The sequence below is a fragment of the Acinetobacter sp. YH16044 genome (assembly GCF_013417145.1).
GTDB classification, from domain to species: Bacteria; Pseudomonadota; Gammaproteobacteria; order Pseudomonadales; family Moraxellaceae; genus Acinetobacter; species Acinetobacter amyesii.
On sequence record NZ_VPEK01000013.1, the window covers coordinates 66,361 to 85,002 of the forward strand.

An 18,642-nucleotide genomic window follows, 5' to 3' on the forward strand; every position below is an offset into this window, starting at 1 on the left:
GCTTAGGCCGCGACAATTCTATTTTTCCCGCCATGTTTAGCTTTATACAGCGCTAGATCAGCACGTTGAATTGTATCTTCGTAGGTGCAATCTTCAGGCATGATGGTTGTCACTCCTATGCTCACGGTGACATGCGCGTTATCTATTGAAAACCGACTTAATTCTTTTCTGGAATGTTCATGAATCCGTTTGGCAAACTGGATGGCCTGCTCGCAGCCCGTGTTGGGCAAGGCGACCACAAACTCATCTCCACCTAAGCGGCAGGCGCAATCGGTCTTACGCAGCGTTAAACGAAGAATATCTGCGACTGCTCGGATTGCCTCATCACCAACATGATGGCCTTTGCTGTCGTTGATCTTTTTGAGGTTATCAAGATCGAACATCAAGATCGAGGTCTGTATGGAATGCCGTAGGTATGATTCATAATGTAATGCTAAGTCATGCTCTAATTTTCTTCGGTTGAAAAGACCGGTTAACTGATCTGTATGGCTGAGTTCTTTCAGCTTGATTTCCAGGTTGTGACGCGCTGAAATATTACTTGCGACCCAAAGTACAACGTCTTCTTCATCTACCGAAAAACTGAGAGCTTGGATGCGCACCTCAAACCAAATGGACTCTTCAGGACCATAATCGGGCAGACCTTTTACATCCCTATTGCTCAATTCGTACTCTTCGATGAGTAGATTTCCTGACGCTAGAGCTTGGTCGATCAATTGCATAAAAAAGTTGGCTTTATCTGGCTTGATCACATCTGAAATATAGGTACCAACAAGACCGGAACCATCGTGGTAATAACGATTATCGCGCCCGCCAAAAAACTGCAACGTATTTTCCACTACGTGATATGACAAATGCAGGGTCTGGTAAAGCATCAAGAATGATAGCCATCTGCTCAATGTTGATCATCAATGAATTCTATTTTTTATTTACAATAATTAACACAATAGCTAAAAAAAATAAAAAATCACGTATTTTTTAACCAAAAATAGGGCTAAGTATATTTGGAAGTAATTAAACAGGTAGCAATGCTTTGGTATTTATTTATGCAGACCTATCAAATGATATTATTAAAGCTTATTTCCATTATTGAGATAAGGTGGATGATAGAAATGTTTTTAAATATTGCATGCATCACACGAATCCATACATACACATGCAAAATCAGAATAAACAAAAGAAAAATCTCGGCTATACTCATTCATAAATTAATAATGAACAGAGCACTGAATAATGCGTGTACTTGTTGTGATGGATCCCATCGAAAATGTAAACCTAAAAAAAGATACCTCAATGGCGATGTTATGGGCAGCAGCACGCCGTGGACATGAGCTAGGCTATGCATTACAGCAAGATTTATATATCGATCAAGGCAAAGCCTTTGGTTTGATTTCTCCGCTAAAAGTTTTTGAAGATTACAACCACTATTACGAGCTCGGCGAAAAACAAAAAGAATCAATTGCTGCTTATGACGTGGTTTTGATGCGTAAAGATCCGCCGTTTGACATGAACTTTGTCTATACCACCTATATTTTGGAACAGGCTGAACGCGAAGGCGCATGGATTATTAACAAACCGCAAAGCCTACGTGACTGCAATGAAAAATTGTTTGCGACGCAATTTCCTGAACTTCAAGTACCGACCTTGGTGACTTCACAACAAAGTCTGATTCGTGAATTTTTACAAGAACATGGCGATGTGATCGTGAAACCATTAGATGGCATGGGGGGTATGGGTATTTTCCGTTTATACCAAGATGGCGTTAATATCGGTTCAACTATTGAAATCCTGACCAATAACGGCACACAGCCGATTATGGCGCAGAGATACATCCCTGAAATTGTGGATGGTGACAAACGCATTTTGATGATCAATGGCGAACCCGTGCCGTATTGTTTGGCGCGTATTCCGCAAAATGGTGAAGTGCGTGGTAACTTGGCGGCAGGTGGTTTGGGCGAGGCGCGTCCATTGACTGAAAATGATAAAGCCATCGCAGCCAAAGTCGGGCCATTCCTTCGTGAAAAAGGTTTAGTCTTTGTTGGTCTGGATGTGATTGGTAATTACGTGACTGAAATCAATGTCACCAGTCCAACCTGTGTACGTGAAATTGATGCGCAATTTGGTACCTCGATTGCCGATGATTTATTTGATGTCCTTGAGGCAGGTTTAAAAGCTTAATTTTGCACTAGATTTAAAAGAGTCCTTCACGGGCTCTTTTTTTGTCCTGCGCTAAGGGGAGGGGAGCTTAAAAAGCAAAAAAACTGTAAGTGAATGCAATTAAAGTGAAAAATTGTCTGATTTTTTTTCAATTCTCATAGATTAATAATAAAACTAGTTTAAACTTTTAAAATAGTAGAAAAAAACAATCATACGCCTGTTGAAAAAAAGTAAATTACCTTTCACGGTCATGCGTTTGTGATTACAATTGTTTGCTTAAAATCGAATATCATTAGCCTCTTTTTAGAATTGAAGAATTAGACAGTGACCGAAGTAACGCAAGTAAAGCCGAAACATGTCATGATGATGGCTGCCGGAACCGGTGGTCACGTCTTTCCAGCGCTCGCTGTTGCCAAAGAGTTGCAACAACAAGGCTGTGAAGTTTCTTGGCTCGCAACGCCAACAGGCATGGAAAATCGCCTGCTTAAAAATCATAATATTCCAATTTATCAAATTGATATCCAAGGCGTACGCGGCAATGGAGTCGTGCGTAAGCTGATGGCACCATTTAAAATTCTCAAAGCTACATTGAGTGCCATGCGTTATATGAAACAACTCAAAGTCGATGCAGTTGCAGGCTTTGGGGGGTATGTGGCTGGGCCGGGTGGCTTGGCAGCTCGTGCATTGGGCATTCCAGTCATTATCCATGAACAAAATGCGGTGGCAGGTTTTACCAATACGCAGTTGTCACGTGTGGCCAAAATTGTTTGTCAGGCATTTCCAAATACCTTTCCAGCACAAGATAAAATCGTAACCACAGGGAATCCTGTACGTAAAGAAATTACAGAAATTTTAAATCCGTCATGGCGTTACCAAGAGCGTGAAAAAGCTGGGTTGCCATTACGGGTTTTAATTGTAGGGGGCTCACTGGGCGCACGTGCCTTAAATGAATGTGTGCCGGTTGCTTTGCAGCAATTAGAACAGCCCCTGAGTGTATATCATCAGTGTGGTCAAAATAATGCTGAAAGCACATTGGCTCGTTATGCAAACGCACCTGAACATATACAAGTTGAAGTTCAGCCGTTTATTGAAGATATGGCAGCAGCCTATTCTGCAGCGGATTTGATTATCTGCCGTGCTGGTGCACTAACCGTCACTGAAATTGCGACAGCGGGTGTAGCAGCCGTGTTTGTTCCTCTGCCAAGTGCAGTGGATGACCATCAAACTGCAAATGCAGGGTTCTTGGCCAATATCAATGCTGCAAAAATTTGCCCACAAGCGGACATGACCGCAGAAAGTTTAACAGCGTTGTTGAAGCCGCTGATGAATCGCCAACGACTTATGGAAATGGCGGTTAAGGCTCGACAACAGGCACAACCCGATGCGACACAGCACGTGGTTGGTTTAATTCAAGATTTGTAAAATTCGAGTAATCTATGTCTCCATCAACGCCTGCCGATCAAGCGAAAAAGCTCATTAAAGTGCCAGAAATGCGCCGTATTAAACACATCCATTTTATTGGAATTGGTGGTGCGGGCATGTGCGGTATTGCCGAAGTATTGAAAAACCAAGGCTATAAAGTTTCAGGTTCAGATATTAAAGCGTCGAAAACCACGGCTCAGCTTGAAGAAAATGGCATTCAAGTTTTCATCGGTCATGCTGCTGAAAATATTCAAGGTGCCAATGTAATCGTGGTATCAACAGCCATTGATTCTGAAAACCCGGAAGTGAAAGCGGCGATTGAAACCCGTACACCTGTCGTGCGTCGTGCAGAAATGTTGGGTGAATTAATGCGTTACCGTCATGGTATTGCCGTTGCGGGGACGCATGGTAAAACCACGACAACCAGTCTTGTGACATGCATGTTGGCAGAAGAAAATCTGGACCCAACTTATGTCATTGGTGGTTTGTTAAATCGTACTGGTGTGAATGCTGCATTGGGTGCAAGTCGTTATATCGTGGCCGAAGCGGATGAATCAGATGCATCTTTCCTGCATTTACAGCCGATGGCAACGATTGTCACCAATATCGACGCTGACCATATGGATACCTATGGCGGTAGTTTCGATGTATTAAAAGATACCTTTGTGCAATTCTTACAGCGTCTTCCATTTTACGGTTTAGCCGTGATGTGTGGTGATGATGCCAACATCCGTGAAATTATGCCGCGTATTGGTCGTCCTGTCGTGACTTATGGTTTCAATGAAGACAATGACATTCGTGCTGTTGATGTGGCTCAAGAAGGCATGCAATCACACTTTACAGTTTTGCGTAAAGACCGTGAGCCGTTACGTTTAACCATTAACTTGCCGGGTCTTCATAATATCTTAAATGCCTTGGCAGCGATTGGTATTGCAACGGATGAAGGTGTTTCTGATGCTGCGATTGCGCGTGCCTTAGAAAGCTTCAGTGGTGTAGGTCGTCGTTTCCAAGTACAAGGCGAATTTGAAGTTGAAGATGGCTTGGTGAAATTGGTCGATGACTATGGTCACCATCCAAAAGAAGTGGAAGCGACCATTAAAGCGGCACGTGCAAGTCATCCAGATCGTCGTTTGGTGATGATGTTCCAACCGCACCGTTTTAGCCGTACGCGTGACTGTTTTGATGACTTCGTCGATGTATTGTCACAAGTTGATCAACTGTTGTTATTGGAAGTTTATCCTGCGGGTGAAAAACCAATTGTGGGTGCGGATAGTCGTGCATTGGCTCGAAGCATTCGTCTACGTGGTGAAGTTGAGCCGATTCTTATCGATCCAGTAGAAGGCAACTTACAAGCAGTAATGAAAAAAGTGTTACAAGCAAATGACTTGTTATTAACACAGGGCGCAGGTAATGTTGGAGCAATCTCAATCGAACTTGCTCAAAACAATCTCTATGTAAAATGATTACCGCTTGGTGATCCAAAGTTTGTTTAGACCGTAGATAAAAGTTTAAGGATATAAACGTGTCAAATGCTTCAAAATTCGGCAAAGTTGCCGTGTTATTAGGTGGGAAATCTGCCGAACGTGAGGTTTCTCTCGATAGTGGTAAAGCTGTACTTGAAGCATTGGTGCGTTCGGGTGTAAATGCCGAAGCATTCGATCCGCAGCAACGCAGTGTGACTGAGTTGGTGGCTTATGACCGTGCATTTATCGTACTTCATGGCCGTGGTGGTGAAGATGGTCAAATTCAGGGTACTTTGGAATGGTTAAACATTCCGTACACTGGAACGGGCGTTCAAGGCTCGGCGATTGGTATGGATAAAGTCAAAACTAAACAAGTTTGGCAAGGTTCAGAACTACCGACAGCACCTTATCGTATTGTCAGCAAAGACTCAGATTTACAAGAAATTGTAGATTCAATTGGTTTGCCATTTATTATCAAGCCGGTGCATGAAGGTTCAAGCATTGGTATGAGCAAAGTTGAAAAAATTGAAGACTTTGCAACCGCAATTGCAAGAGCGACCCAGCATGATGCAGTCGTGATGGCTGAAAAATGGATTACCGGACGTGAATTTACCATTGTGATTTTAAATGGTCAGGCATTACCGGTGATTCGTTTAGAACCGCCTGCAGATGTGGCTTTTTACGATTATGAAGCGAAATATAACCGTAACGATGTGCAATATGGTATTCCATGTGGCTTGACGGAAGATGAAGAAAAGCGTCTACAAGCTTTATCTTTACGTGCTTTCCAAGCGGTAGGTGCGAGTGGTTGGGGCCGTATTGACGCGATGCAAGATGCAGAAGGAAACTTTTGGTTACTTGAGGTAAATACTGTTCCGGGGATGACCAGTCATTCTCTAGTGCCAAAAGCTGCTAATGCTGTAGGCTATAGTTTTGATGATCTTTGTGTCGCGATTTTGGAACAAACCCTGACAGGTGCGGCACACTAAATTATGGCTCAACTTCCTGCGTCTATGCGCCGTAAACGTGCAGCAACGACATCGATACATGATAAACCACCGACACGTAAGGAAAAGCTTACCAATGTGGGTGGATGGCTGTTGTTGTTTATTGCATGTGTGGTCTTGATTGCTGGGATTTGGGGGCTATATAAAGTCATGACGGATGCACGTGTGGCTGAACTTGATGTGGTGGGTGTGCGGAGCGCCCAAGAAAAACAACAAGTCATGTCATACGTTTCACCGATGATGACTGAAAACTATTTTACCTCTGATTTACGTGTCATTCGTGACCGTACTTTAGAAATCTCTTGGGTCGATCGCGTGGTGGTATCGCGTGCATGGCCGAATGCAATTCGTGTACGGGTGATGCCGCGTCAAGCGATTGCACGTTGGGGAACTGGGCGACTGTTAAGCGACAGTGGTGATGTATTTGCTGAATTAACTCCGACCAATCATCAGAATTTACCGTTATTGCATGGGCCGACGAGTCAGTCCAAAATGATGATGCGTCGCTATAATGAAATTAATCAACTATTTATACCTGTTGGCATTCGTTTAAAAGAATTATATTTAACCGAACGAATGACTTGGTTTATGCAGTTTGATTCAGGCTTACGCGTGATTGTCGATCAAGATCAGACCATGAGTAAGTTGCAGCGTTTAAGTTATCTCGCACACAGTGACTTAAAACCTGTATGGCCACGAATTTCTGCCATCGATTTGCGCTACCGAAATGGTTTAGCGATTCAATGGAAAAACTCTGTGCCAGCAAAGTCGGTAAATGGTCAGTTTGTTGTAACCAGTGATGACATAGGCATTGCGAATGCAGCGCCGGTAAAGCCATAATGATCGGCTTTATAAGTAGAGGCTTTAAGCCATAAATTAAACAAACATGTGAATGGTAGTAGTAAATAATGAATGAAGCTGTTCCCTCGGTTGTTGCGATTGACATTGGGACACACAAAGTTTCAGTTTTGATTGGTAAGGTACACGCGCCAGACACTATCCAAGTGGTAGGGATGGCGACCGCTCGTAACCGCGGCATGAATAAAGGGAAAATTGTCAGTCTCGATAAAGTTGTTACCGCAATTAAAAATGCAGTGCAGGAAGCGGAAGATATGGCGGAATGTCGTGTACATTCTGCGTGGATTTCCATTCCAAGTGCTGAACTAAAAAGTTTTTATGCCTCTGGTCGCACTCCAATTGAAAATAATGACCATGCGATTACCACCAATGAAGTGGTGCGTGCATTAGAACTGGCCAAAGCCAGTCATTTAACGTCTGACCACTATTTGGTGAGTGCTGTACCTTTAGGTTTTGAACTAGATGATGAACCTGAGTGGGTATTAAACCCGATTCGCATGTCAGCACGGAGTATGACAGGGCATTATCATTTGATGATGTTGCCCATCAGCACCATGCAGAATTTGGATCGTGCATTAAAAGGCGCCAATATTGGTGTTGAACGCATGGTCATTTCATCATTAGCAACAGCTGAAGCCAGTTTGCTTAAAGATGAAAAAGAATATGGTGTGTGCTTGGTCGATATTGGTGCAGGTACGACCAATATCGCGGTGTATTTAGATGGTCGCTTGGCGATGACACATACCTTGCAACGTGGCGGTGAGCATGTAACACGTGATATTGCTGCTGTATTGCAAACCACAACAGAAGAAGCGGAACGCATTAAGCTGTTGTATGGTTGTGTCGACCTGAAAGTGGTTAAACCTGAAAGTATGATTCAGTTCCAAGGGATTGATGGTCCACAAACCATTAGCCGTATTGAACTGACCGAAATCATTATTGCGCGCTATGAAGAAATCTTTAATCAAGTGCGTAATGAATTGGTCGATCATGGTGCAATTCATGGTTTATACCATGGTGTTGTACTCACAGGTGATGCCTGCCAAATTGAAGGAATGGTGACATTTGCACGCCGGATTTTAGGTGTCTCTGCACATTTAGGTAATCCACCTATGCAAGTGTATGCCGATGATCAACAGCAAGCAGCTTTACGTCGTTCACAATACGCGACTGCCGCAGGTCTGTTAATTTTCAGTCAAAGCGAAACACAAGATACGATCGTTGAGCCAGAAGATACGGAAAAACTTTCAGTATTGAATCGGGTAAAACGGGCATGGTCGGGCTTCAATGACACCTTGAAGTCGATCTTTTAAGTTGAAATATTTGGGAATATTGTTGGGAAGTTGTACGGATTATTGCTTGTACTTGACAAGCTGGAACTTGGACAGCATTCTAAAAAACAATTTTTATTAAGATCAAGGCAGTATACGGGCTGAAGTGTCTGCCAATTATGGATTAGGAATTTTTTAGGCATGGCCTCATTTGAATTTTTAGAAGATGATCAAAGCGACAGCAACGGTCAAGCCCGTTTCACAGTATTCGGTGTAGGTGGTGCTGGCGGTAACGCTGTGCAACACATGTTGGAATCAGATATCGAGGGTGTGAAATTTGTTTGTGCCAATACAGACAAACAAGCACTCGATCGCATGAATGCACAATTTAAAATCCAACTGGGTGAGCAAAGTACCCGTGGTTTGGGTGCAGGTGCAAATCCACAAGTGGGTCAAACTGCTGCTGAAGAAAGCCGTGAGTTGATTCGCCAACACCTTGAAGGAACGGACATGGTGTTCGTGACTGCAGGTATGGGTGGTGGTACAGGTACAGGTGCTGCGCCAGTTGTTGCTGAAATTGCCAAAGAAATGGGTATCTTAACGGTAGGTGTGGTGACGACTCCGTTTAACTTTGAAGGTAAACGTCGTCAGCAATCTGCTGAGAAAGGTATCGAAGCACTTGAGCAACATGTTGATTCTCTGATTATTATTCCGAACCAACGCCTGCTAAAAGTGTTCCGTGATATCTCGATGAAAGATGCTTACAAAAAAGCAGACGACGTACTGTTAAATGCTGTACGTAGTATCTTCGATCTTGTGGTGCGTCCTGGTCATATCAACCTTGACTTCGCCGATTTGAAAACTGCGATGAGTACACGTGGTTATGCCATGATGGGTGCAGGTTCTGGTCGTGGTGAAAACCGTGCACGTCAAGCTGCTGAACAAGCGATCCGTAGCCCATTGTTAGATAACGTGACGATCATGAATGCAAAAGGCATTTTGATTAACGTAACAGGTGGCGATGACGTAACCTTCGGTGAAATTGAAGAAATCACTGATGTAGTGAACCAAATTGTGGATCTTGATGAAGGTCAAGTTTTCTACGGTACGGTATTTGATCCAGATGCACGTGATGAAATTAGTGTAACTGTGATCGCAACGGGTTTAACGCGTAATTCTGCCGATTCTGCTGAGCCAGTGAAACGCCCTGTCGCACAAGCAACGCGTACAGTCGCTTCTGCACAAGCACCTGTAGATGAAGATGATGTACCAGCGATTCAACGTCAGCACAATGAAGCAGCTGCTCCGGCGGCTGCGGCGGCGTCAGCATCGAATTCACGCCCTACGCCAATGAGTATTCAAGACTACTTGAAAAATCAGCAACGTAAATAACATAAATTCAATGACTTAAGTGTCTATTGATTACAAAAGGTAGCTGATCAGCTACCTTTTTGTTTTTTATCAATGGCTAAATATGCTAACGTATAGCGGTTTTGTGAACTGATGATAGAAGACACATGTTGAAACAACGTACCCTGAAACGCATCGTGAAAGCGAGTGGCATCGGACTGCATAGTGGGCAAAAAGTGATGATTAACTTTGTGCCACATCATGCCGATGGGGGCATTGTGTTTCGTCGTATCGACTTAAATCCACCGATTGATATTCCAGCTGATGCTATGCTGATTCAAGAAGCATTCATGTGTTCTAACTTGGTGCAAGAAAACGCCAAGGTGGGCACAATTGAGCACATTATGAGTGCGATTGCTGGTTTAGGGATTGATAACCTGATTGTGGAAGTGTCGGCATCTGAAGTGCCTATTATGGATGGGAGTGCAGGCCCGTTCATTTATTTGCTTATGCAAGGTGAACTACAAGAACAAAATGCACCTAAAAAATTCATAAAAATACTTAAACCTGTCGAAGCACTGATTGATGATAAACGTGCTGCCTTTCAACCGCATGACGGTTTCCAATTAAATTTTACGATTGATTTTGACCATCCTGCATTTAAGAAAGAATTTCAATCGGCAACCATCGACTTTTCAACCGAAACATTTGTCTATGAAGTCAGTGAAGCGCGGACTTTTGGCTTTATGAAAGATTTGGATTATCTCAAAGCCAATAATTTGGCTTTGGGGGCGAGTCTCGAAAATGCCATTGGCGTAGATGAAAATGGTGTGGTCAATGAAGAGGGTTTACGCTTCTCGGATGAGTTTGTTCGTCACAAAATATTAGATGCTGTGGGTGATTTATATTTGCTTGGTCATCAAATTATTGCGAAATATGATGCCTATAAGTCAGGTCATGCATTAAATAATCAGTTATTACGCAATGTCAAAAGTGATCCAGATAGCTATGAAATTGTAACATTTGATGACATTAATGATTGCCCAATTAGTTATGTGAATGTGACATAAGTCATTGTCTTATAATAGTGATGTTATATTGTATCATTTGTAAGTGTTAAGTCTGTCACATTCTGAGCATTCAAATTTGTCTGTTACAACTGGGTGGTTACTTTTTATTGCTTGCCAAACGCAGCATTGCTTGGCTAAGCTTAGGGTCGCTCACAAAGTCAGCAGCATTACGGAGTAAATCCTGAGTTTCTGTACTGAGGGTTCTTGAAATTTTTTCAGGGGAATGGGGCGTTGGAGACGGAGTTCTCAGACGGACTTGAATCTTGTGCAAATCCTTGAATTCGTATATTTGTGATAATTGTGCAATATATTGCTTTTGCAAATAGGCCAACTGACTAATCAGTGCCTGATTTTCTCCAGTTAATATAAGTACACCATTTATATAACAAACAACTTGCCATTGATCCGGTTGGGGCAATAGCGGTTGAACAATTTTCGTAAGTTTCTGCCATACAGCAACTTGCGTTGAGAGAAACGACAAGTTTCCTGTTTTTATGTGTTTTCTTGTTGGTTGAAAGACGTTGACAGGTTCTGACATACATATTTCCTACATGTTTATGTCTTAATCTTATGCGCTCCTTTTGGCTGATATCAAGGACGAAATCACACAAGGAACAAAAGAGAACAGTTTATAGAGGTTTTTTATGCATTTACGACGTATTTTATTGGCGTTTTCATTGGCAGCTTCGGCCGCTTCAGTCGCTTTTGCAGATTTAGTTGAATTAAATCAAGCAGACTCATCATCAGATCGTATTGAACAGTTAACTCGCACTTTGTCTCAAGGTGCTTACTCTGAAAGCAATGATATTGATGTTCCAGCGGAAACGAAGTTGAATGTTCAAATTCGTGAAAAATCAATTGAACTCAACAATGCGACAATCGCAAAAAAATACGGTTCAAGCAATTCCTCTCAAAACTATTCAGCAAGTTCAAATAATCCATATTCATGGTTAATTGCCCACCCACTTCCAGACATGAAGCGCGTGAGCTCAAACTATGGTGGTCGTACCATGGGTGGCCGTGCAGAAAATCATTCAGGTTTAGATCTTTCTGCGGCAAGTGGCACACCTATTTATGCAACAGGCCCTGGCATAGTAACTAAATCAGGCTGGGGCACAGGTTATGGCCAATATGTTGAAATCAACCATGGTAATGGTTACCTGACACGTTATGCACATGCATCACGCTTAATTGCACGTGTAGGCGACCGTGTTGCTGCGGGTGAGCATATTGCTAACGTTGGTTGTACTGGTCGTTGTACTGGCCCACATTTGCATTACGAAGTAGTGAAAGATGGTCAACGCAAAAACCCATCGACGTATTTAGCGATGTTGCCATAAGCACATATAACATCTATATACGAAGCCATTGTCTGAACCTCTACAGACAATGGCTTTTTTATTTATCGCTAATAACTATAAAATTATCATTTTAAAAAATATTGTCTGTATGAAAAATGGCGAAAATTGACCCAAAAATGTAAATTTGTGTAATTGTTAATCAATGAGTATTTAGTAAATAAATAACAGAGCTATTTCGTATTCATTTGTGGCGATAACTGAGCCTAGCCAAAATATGGTACTAATAGAGCCATATATTTAGCACATAGGATAGGTGAAGTATGGCGTTTTATGGCGATACAGATGCGCAAGAAACCCAAGAATGGCAGGACGCATTTGATTCAGTTTTACAGCACATGGGAACTGACCGCGCTGCATTTTTGCTTGAAAAACTCTATCAACAAGCGATTGCTAAGCACGTTCCCATTCAGCGACTAAATACTCCTTACTTAAATACCATTTCAGTTGAAGAACAGCCGCCTATGCCAGGTGATTCGGATATGGAGCGCCGTATTCGTGCGCTGATCCGCTGGAATGCCTTAGCGATGGTACTGCGTGCCAATAAAACAGGTGATGACTTAGGTGGTCACTTGGCAAGTTTTGCATCATCTGCCACTTTATATGACGTGGGCTTTAACCACTTCTTCCGTGCCAATAGCGACAGCTTTGGCGGTGACATGATCTATTATCAAGGTCACTGTGCACCGGGTATCTATGCACGTTCGTTCTTAGAAGGTCGTTTGACTGAAGAACATTTAAATAATTTCCGTCGTGAAGTGGGGGGTAAAGGTTTGCCGTCATACCCACATCCGTACTTGATGCCAGATTATTGGCAGTTCCCAACCGTATCGATGGGTCTAGGCCCAATCATGTCGATCTATCAAGCACACATTCAAAAGTACTTGATGAACCGTGGCCTGATCAAAGAAGAAAACCGTAAAGTTTGGGCTTACCTCGGTGATGGTGAAATGGATGAACCTGAAAGTACAGGTGCCATTTCACTTGCAGGTCGTGAAAAGCTCGACAACCTAATTTGGGTCGTGAACTGTAACTTACAGCGTCTAGATGGCCCAGTTCGTGGTAACGGTAAAATTATTCAAGAACTTGAATCATTGTTCCGTGGTGCAGGCTGGCGTGTGATTAAAGTGGTATGGGGTCGTCATTGGGATCCGCTACTGGCAAAAGATGATTCAGGTGCCTTAAAAGCGGTGATGGAAGAAGCGGTCGATGGTGACTTCCAACGCTATCAAGTGAAAGGCGGTGCGTATACGCGTGCACATTTCTTTGGTAAGTATCCTGAAGCTGAAGAGTTGGTGCGCAACTTAAGCGATGAAGATATTGATAACCTGAACCGTGGTGGTCATGACCCATTCAAAGTGTATGCGGCTTATGCCGAAGCGATGAAGGAAACGGGTCAGCCAACAGTTATCTTGGCAAAAACAGTCAAAGGTTATGGTTTGTCGGAAGAGATTGAAGCAGTCAATAAGACGCATCAAATCAAGAAAATGCAGCTTGAGTCGTTGAAATACGTGCGTAACCGTTTCAACTTGCCATTTACCGATGAACAGCTTGAAGAAGTGCCATTCTACCGTCCAAGTGAAAATTCACCTGAAATTAAATACATGAAAGCACGTCGTGAGGCATTGGGTGGTTATTTACCTGCACGTCGTAAAGAAAGCGAGCAGCTGGCGATTCCTGAATTGTCTGTGTTTGATGCGGTACTGAAAGGCAGTGGCGGTAAAGAGCAATCGACGACCATGTTGATGGTACGTTTGATTTCATCATTATTGAAAGAAAAAGCCATTAAAGATCGTGTCGTACCAATTGTGCCAGATGAAGCGCGTACTTTCGGTTTGGAAGGTATGTTCCGTCAGTTGGGGATCTATGCTGCGCATGGTCAAAAATATACCCCTGAAGACCAAGAACAGTTGATGCATTACCGTGAAGCTAAAGATGGTCACATGTTACAAGAAGGGATTAACGAAGCGGGTGCGATGAGTGCTTGGGCTGCGTTAGGAACCAGTTATTCAACCAATAACTTGCCAATGATTCCGATGTATATGTACTACTCGATGTTTGGTTTCCAACGTATTGGTGATATTGCATGGGCTGCAGGTGATGCGCAGGCGCAAGGCTTCTTGCTCGGTGCAACTGCGGGTCGTACAACACTGAATGGTGAAGGTTTACAGCACCAAGATGGTCATTCACATATCTTGGCAAATACGATTCCAAACTGTATTTCTTATGACCCATGTTTTGGTTATGAGTTGGCAGTAATCGTACATGATGGTTTAAAACGCATGTACGTGAACCAAGAGCGTGTGTTCTACTACTTAACAGTAATGAATGAAAACTACGAACATCCAGCTATTCCTGAAGGTGCTGAAGAAGGCATTAAACGTGGTATGTATCTCTTCGAAGAAGATGAGAAAGCAACGGTTCAGTTGATGGGTTCAGGTGTGATTCTGCGCGAAGTAATCAAAGCAGCGAAAATCCTTCGTGATGAATATCAAATTCATTCAAACGTGTGGAGCGTCACTAGCTTTAACGAATTAGCTCGTGATGGTATGGCGTGTGAAGAATACAACCGCTTACATCCGTTGGCTGAAGATACGAAAGAAGCTTGGGTCTCTCAATTGCTTCGTGAAAAAGACGGTATTGTGGTATCGGCAACTGACCACATGCGTGCATATAGCGAACAAATCCGTGCCTATCTTCCAGACAATCGTCCATTCGTTGCATTAGGTACAGATGGTTATGGTCGTTCAGATACACGTGGCAACTTACGTAGCTACTTTGGTGTCGATGCCGCACATATTGTGGTAGCAACATTGAAAAAACTCGCGGATGAAGGCGAAGTTGATGCACGTTTAGTTAAAGATGCTATCTCAAGCTTTGAACTAGATACTGACCGTCCAGTGGCATGGGCTCCGCAGGAAACGCCTGAACTGCATGCTGTGGCTGACTACAAAGAGGAGAACTAATCATGCAAATTACGACTCCTGATATTGGTGTAGATAAAGCAACGGTCGCTGAGATTTTAGTGAAAGTCGGCGACACCATTAGCGTTGATGACAGCATTGTGTTGTTAGAGTCTGACAAAGCCTCTGTTGAAGTGCCAAGCACTTTGGCAGGCGTGGTGAAAAGCATTGCAGTTAATCTGGGTGACAGTGTTGCTGAAGGTGCTGTGCTGATCGAGTTGGAAGCAGAAGGTCAAAGTGCTGCTACAGCTGAGCCAGTACAAAATGCAACTGAAGACCAAGCAGCAGAACCAACTCCGGTTGTGGAAGCAGAACAAGCTGCAGCAGCACCTGTTGCAGCCAATGCTCCTCAGTCGCAAAGTATCGATGTGCAAGTCCCTGATATTGGCGTAGAGAAAGCTACGGTGAGTGAGATTTTGGTCTCTGTTGGTGATGAGATTGATGTCGATCAAAGTATTATCGTGGTGGAATCAGACAAAGCGACAGTCGAAGTTCCAAGTACTGTATCAGGCCGTATCGAATCGATCACGATCAGTGCTGGCGATGTAGTGAAAGAAGGCGTAGTGATTTTAACTGTGAAAACGGCGGCTTCGTCTGCTGCGGTTGCATCGGCTCCTGTGCAAGAAACTGCACAGCCTGTTGCTGCACCCATTGTCGCAGAAGCAACACCAACGCCGTCTACGGCTGCGGCGTCTGGGCCTGTAGAAATTGCAGTGCCTGACTTAGGTGTTGATAAAGCAGCAGTGGCTGAAATTTTAGTCGCTGTGGGTGATGTGGTTGAAAAAGACCAAAGTATCATCGTGGTGGAATCAGACAAAGCAACGGTAGAAGTACCAAGCTCTACCGCTGGTAAAATCACCGCGATTCATGTTCAGTTAGGGCAAAGTGTCTCTGAAGGCGTCGCTTTAGTGACGATTGAAGCCGAAGGTCAAGCTGTTGCAGCACCTGCACCAGCGCCAGCAGCGAAACCTGCACCAGCTGTAGCACAGCCTGCGACAGTTGCACCTAAAGCTGAAAGCAAAGTTGAAGCAGCAGCACCGCAACCACAAGGCGCAGATAAGCTCACCAAAGAGCAAAATGCTGCCAATGCCAAAGTGTATGCAGGTCCGGCCGTTCGTAAGCTTGCACGTGAATTAGGTGTGGTTTTGGCAGAAGTCAAAGCATCTGGCCCGCATGAGCGTTTAATGAAAGAAGATTTATTCGCTTATGTGAAAACCCGTTTGACCACTCCGCAAGTTGCACCTGCAGCTCAAGCTGTGGCACAGGTTTCAGGCTTGCCGAAATTGCCAAGCTTTGATGCTTTTGGTGGTGTGGAAGAGAAAGTTTTGACACGTTTACAACAAGTGTCGATTCCGCAATTGTCTTTAAACAATTTTATCCCGCAAGTGACGCAATTCGATGCTGCGGATATTACCGATCTTGAAGCTTGGCGTAATGATTTAAAAGCTAACTTTAAGAAAGAAGGTATTGGCTTAACCATTATGGCTTTCATCATCAAAGCAGTGGCTTATTTGTTGAAAGAAGAGCGTGAATTTGCAGGTCATTTGTCTGATGATGGCAAGTCAGTATTGCTACGCAATGAAATCCATATGGGGATTGCCGTTGCCACGCCTGATGGTTTGACCGTGCCTGTACTGCGTAATCCAGATCAAAAATCGATTAAGCAGATTGCAATTGAGCTGGGTGAGCTGAGTCAAAAAGCACGTGACAAAAAACTATCGCCAAAAGATCTACAAGGTGCGAATTTTACCATTACCAGTTTGGGTTCAATTGGTGGCACGGCATTTACACCGTTGGTCAACTGGCCACAGGTGGCGATTTTGGGTATTTCACCTGCAACCATGCAGCCAGTATGGAATGGTGAAAGCTTTGATCCACGTTTGATGCTGCCGCTGTCATTGTCATACGATCACCGTGTGATTAATGGAGCGGACGCTGCACGTTTTGCCAATAAACTGACGAAGCTGCTCAAAGATATCCGAACTTTATTGATCTAATCTGACCTGTTTAAGTTTCAAAATGAACCCTGCTTTGGCAGGGTTTTTTTATGGCGTGGTGGTGGACTGACAAAGCCAATCAGGAAGTTCAATGGGTGAAGGGTACAGCTTTAATGCCGAGTTTGCGTTGAGGTTGTAGGTGAGTGGAAGCGTACGATGCGGGTGCGCCGTCGGCCAAAGCTTGTGCCTTAAATGTTCAAAGCGTTGGAAGTCTTTTAAAAATAAGCCCCAAAACTTTTCATAATGCTCCAGTTCTTGCACATGTTGATGCTGATAAGCATGTGTTTGACCTTGTTGGTGTTGAAAGTCATAGCCCATCAGCCAAATACGCTGTGGTTGAAAGAGATGTGCGAGTGAATAGGCTTGAAGGCCGCAATTATTACCATAAACAAAGTACGGTGAATGAAATAACTCCGCTTGCGTATCGATGCGCACGGTTTTAAGGTTGGTTACTTCATGTTCAGGATATGGCCGGTTGTGACCTAAACCACATCCGCTAATGATGTCACCTTGAAAGCAGGCTTTGAGCATGGGCTGATACTGTAACCACCATGCATAGTCTGAATGATGAGCAATTTGAGCCTGAGGAAGTTGAAGAAAACTTTGATTACAGCAAATGATCAGCAGTTTTTTTGAGGGCTGAATGGTGGTTAAGTCGAAATTGAGCTGAGATGGACCACCTGCAATGATTAATACATCCTGCACATGCATATAGTGTTGAATAAATTCTTGAAATTTTTGATTATTGTTTTGCATATCAAATTGAGTCATCGAAAATTAAAATTGCGAAAACATGCATTCCTCGCTAGAATAACATTACTTCATTGGGGAGTAGCCGCTTTTTACGCAAAGTAAAAAGGTGATGGTCAACATATTTGCTCTAAAACGAGCATGGTCATCATAGCAAAGAACCAAATGAGCTCTTCGTAGCTTTCTTTTGTTGGCAAGACCTTTGATTTATCACTCTGCACATTGGCTAGCAGGAGGGATAAGTCATCGGTATATGTTTTTGCTAGCCAGAGAAATGCACCATGTTAACCGCTTTCTTCATTTCCCTTGCTGTTGTTGCCCTGTCAGAAATGGGCGATAAAACACAATTACTTGCTTTACTGCTTGCTGCACGTTTTCGTAAACCCGTTCCGATCTTAATTGCAATTTTCCTCGCGACTGTGGTGAACCACGGGGTTTCTGCTGTGTTGGGTCAATGGATTACCACTGTTTTAAGTCCAACCGTTTTATTGTGGATCGTTTCTCTGGGCTTTATTGCTATGGCGGTGTGGATGTTGATCCCCGATCAATTGGATGATGAATCTGAAAGTATCAATAAGTGGCAAAAATATGGGGTTTTCACCGCCACTTTCGTTTTGTTCTTCTTGGCTGAAATTGGAGATAAAACCCAAATTGCCACTGTTGCACTGGCTGCACGCTTTGACAGTATTGGCTGGGTGACTTTGGGGACGACACTAGGCATCATGTTGGTTAATGCGCCTGCGGTATTTATTGGCAACAAGCTAGCAGAAAAACTACCGATTTCACTGATTCATAAAATTGGCGCCCTAGTATTCTTGGTGATTGGTTTGGCTGCGTTGGCACAACACTATTTAACCCGAATCCCGCTTAAGCCAATGATTCCATAATTTGAATTGTTGGTTTATTTTGATGATTAAGTTGATATGCACATAACGATGCGTAAATCCCACTCAGAAATCCATGAATACTACGAGCTTTA

General features: G+C 43.4%; 15 protein-coding genes, 1 pseudogene and 1 riboswitch. Of the genes and pseudogenes, 12 read left to right on the plus strand and 4 right to left on the minus strand.

The features are described from left to right. Window positions 1–2: 2 nt before the first annotated feature. Entirely contained in the window at window positions 3–872 is an 870-nt protein-coding gene (locus FTV38_RS09630; RefSeq protein ID WP_306669474.1) for a GGDEF domain-containing protein, read from the minus strand. Window positions 873–1,230: 358 nt separating this feature from the next. On the opposite strand from FTV38_RS09630, the gene gshB reads away from it, so the two are divergent. The 8 genes from gshB to lpxC all read left to right on the plus strand — a co-directional run bounded on the left by gshB (window position 1,231) and on the right by lpxC (window position 10,595). Continuing rightward, window positions 1,231–2,175 (plus strand): glutathione synthase, encoded by a 945-nt coding sequence (gene gshB / locus FTV38_RS09635; RefSeq protein WP_078190578.1) that lies wholly within the window; start codon window positions 1,231–1,233, stop codon window positions 2,173–2,175. 303 nt (window positions 2,176–2,478) lie between these two features. Then, window positions 2,479–3,576, plus strand: a complete 1,098-nt coding sequence (gene murG, locus FTV38_RS09640; RefSeq protein ID WP_180022338.1) for an undecaprenyldiphospho-muramoylpentapeptide beta-N-acetylglucosaminyltransferase — start codon at window positions 2,479–2,481, stop codon at window positions 3,574–3,576. Between the two features lie 14 nt (window positions 3,577–3,590). Further along, the gene (gene murC, locus FTV38_RS09645; protein ID WP_078190576.1) at window positions 3,591–5,039 is read left to right on the plus strand and encodes a UDP-N-acetylmuramate--L-alanine ligase; all 1,449 of its coding nucleotides are present in this window, start codon (window positions 3,591–3,593) and stop codon (window positions 5,037–5,039) included. 59 nt (window positions 5,040–5,098) lie between these two features. Continuing rightward, window positions 5,099–6,028: a D-alanine--D-alanine ligase gene (locus FTV38_RS09650; protein ID WP_180022339.1), complete on the plus strand. Its 930-nt coding sequence runs from the start codon at window positions 5,099–5,101 to the stop codon at window positions 6,026–6,028. A 3-nt stretch (window positions 6,029–6,031) separates the two neighbouring features. Beyond that, window positions 6,032–6,886, plus strand: coding sequence for a cell division protein FtsQ/DivIB (locus FTV38_RS09655; protein WP_180008770.1), 855 nt, complete (start codon window positions 6,032–6,034; stop codon window positions 6,884–6,886). A gap of 68 nt (window positions 6,887–6,954) precedes the next feature. Beyond that, complete coding sequence (ftsA, locus tag FTV38_RS09660; RefSeq protein WP_180022340.1) at window positions 6,955–8,217, plus strand: cell division protein FtsA; 1,263 nt, start codon at window positions 6,955–6,957, stop codon at window positions 8,215–8,217. A gap of 159 nt (window positions 8,218–8,376) precedes the next feature. After that, on the plus strand, window positions 8,377–9,567 hold the full coding sequence (gene ftsZ, locus FTV38_RS09665) for a cell division protein FtsZ (RefSeq protein ID WP_168379400.1): 1,191 nt from the start codon (window positions 8,377–8,379) through the stop codon (window positions 9,565–9,567). A gap of 125 nt (window positions 9,568–9,692) precedes the next feature. Further along, window positions 9,693–10,595 carry a UDP-3-O-acyl-N-acetylglucosamine deacetylase gene (gene lpxC / locus FTV38_RS09670; RefSeq protein WP_168379401.1) on the plus strand — a complete coding sequence of 301 codons (903 nt, stop codon included), beginning with the start codon at window positions 9,693–9,695 and terminating at the stop codon, window positions 10,593–10,595. Window positions 10,596–10,692: 97 nt separating this feature from the next. On the opposite strand, the gene FTV38_RS09675 is transcribed toward lpxC, so the two are convergent. Further along, window positions 10,693–11,133: a DciA family protein gene (locus FTV38_RS09675; protein WP_168379402.1), complete on the minus strand. Its 441-nt coding sequence runs from the start codon at window positions 11,131–11,133 to the stop codon at window positions 10,693–10,695. 106 nt (window positions 11,134–11,239) lie between these two features. Here FTV38_RS09675 and FTV38_RS09680 point away from each other — a divergent pair, with 106 nt between their 5' ends. The 3 genes from FTV38_RS09680 (at window position 11,240) to FTV38_RS09690 (ending at window position 16,913) form a co-directional block, all read left to right on the plus strand. After that, window positions 11,240–11,935, plus strand: a complete 696-nt coding sequence (locus tag FTV38_RS09680; protein WP_180022341.1) for a M23 family metallopeptidase — start codon at window positions 11,240–11,242, stop codon at window positions 11,933–11,935. 281 nt (window positions 11,936–12,216) lie between these two features. Beyond that, the gene (aceE, locus tag FTV38_RS09685) at window positions 12,217–14,919 is read left to right on the plus strand and encodes a pyruvate dehydrogenase (acetyl-transferring), homodimeric type (RefSeq protein ID WP_180022342.1); all 2,703 of its coding nucleotides are present in this window, start codon (window positions 12,217–12,219) and stop codon (window positions 14,917–14,919) included. 2 nt (window positions 14,920–14,921) lie between these two features. Then, window positions 14,922–16,913 (plus strand): 2-oxo acid dehydrogenase subunit E2, encoded by a 1,992-nt coding sequence (locus FTV38_RS09690; RefSeq protein ID WP_180022343.1) that lies wholly within the window; start codon window positions 14,922–14,924, stop codon window positions 16,911–16,913. 48 nt (window positions 16,914–16,961) lie between these two features. Here FTV38_RS09690 and FTV38_RS09695 read toward each other — a convergent pair whose 3' ends face one another. Beyond that, the gene (locus FTV38_RS09695) at window positions 16,962–17,669 is read right to left on the minus strand and encodes a methyltransferase type 11 (RefSeq protein ID WP_180022344.1); all 708 of its coding nucleotides are present in this window, start codon (window positions 17,667–17,669) and stop codon (window positions 16,962–16,964) included. 58 nt (window positions 17,670–17,727) lie between these two features. Then, window positions 17,728–17,870: riboswitch (yybP-ykoY riboswitch) on the plus strand. A 74-nt stretch (window positions 17,871–17,944) separates the two neighbouring features. Here FTV38_RS09695 and FTV38_RS09700 point away from each other — a divergent pair. Beyond that, a complete protein-coding gene (locus FTV38_RS09700) occupies window positions 17,945–18,550 on the plus strand; it encodes a TMEM165/GDT1 family protein (RefSeq protein WP_180022345.1) in 606 nt (201 codons plus the stop codon). Here FTV38_RS09700 and FTV38_RS09705 read toward each other — a convergent pair. Then, window positions 18,531–18,642 (minus strand): annotated as a pseudogene (locus FTV38_RS09705) (IS982 family transposase); the annotation flags it as partial. The gene FTV38_RS09700 and the pseudogene FTV38_RS09705 overlap by 20 nt on opposite strands.

Excerpts from the sequence above, each read along its gene's own strand:
- FTV38_RS09630 (WP_306669474.1), bottom strand. The coding sequence starts at position 872 with ATGCTTTACCAGACCCTGCATTTGTCATATCACGTAGTGGAAAATACG.
- gshB (WP_078190578.1), top strand. The coding sequence starts at position 1,231 with ATGCGTGTACTTGTTGTGATGGATCCCATCGAAAATGTAAACCTAAAA.
- murC (WP_078190576.1), top strand. The coding sequence starts at position 3,591 with ATGTCTCCATCAACGCCTGCCGATCAAGCGAAAAAGCTCATTAAAGTG.
- FTV38_RS09655 (WP_180008770.1), top strand. The coding sequence starts at position 6,032 with ATGGCTCAACTTCCTGCGTCTATGCGCCGTAAACGTGCAGCAACGACA.
- ftsA (WP_180022340.1), top strand. The coding sequence starts at position 6,955 with ATGAATGAAGCTGTTCCCTCGGTTGTTGCGATTGACATTGGGACACAC.
- ftsZ (WP_168379400.1), top strand. The coding sequence starts at position 8,377 with ATGGCCTCATTTGAATTTTTAGAAGATGATCAAAGCGACAGCAACGGT.
- lpxC (WP_168379401.1), top strand. The coding sequence starts at position 9,693 with ATGTTGAAACAACGTACCCTGAAACGCATCGTGAAAGCGAGTGGCATC.
- FTV38_RS09675 (WP_168379402.1), bottom strand. The coding sequence starts at position 11,133 with ATGTCAGAACCTGTCAACGTCTTTCAACCAACAAGAAAACACATAAAA.
- FTV38_RS09680 (WP_180022341.1), top strand. The coding sequence starts at position 11,240 with ATGCATTTACGACGTATTTTATTGGCGTTTTCATTGGCAGCTTCGGCC.
- aceE (WP_180022342.1), top strand. The coding sequence starts at position 12,217 with ATGGCGTTTTATGGCGATACAGATGCGCAAGAAACCCAAGAATGGCAG.
- FTV38_RS09690 (WP_180022343.1), top strand. The coding sequence starts at position 14,922 with ATGCAAATTACGACTCCTGATATTGGTGTAGATAAAGCAACGGTCGCT.
- FTV38_RS09695 (WP_180022344.1), bottom strand. The coding sequence starts at position 17,669 with ATGCAAAACAATAATCAAAAATTTCAAGAATTTATTCAACACTATATG.
- FTV38_RS09700 (WP_180022345.1), top strand. The coding sequence starts at position 17,945 with ATGTTAACCGCTTTCTTCATTTCCCTTGCTGTTGTTGCCCTGTCAGAA.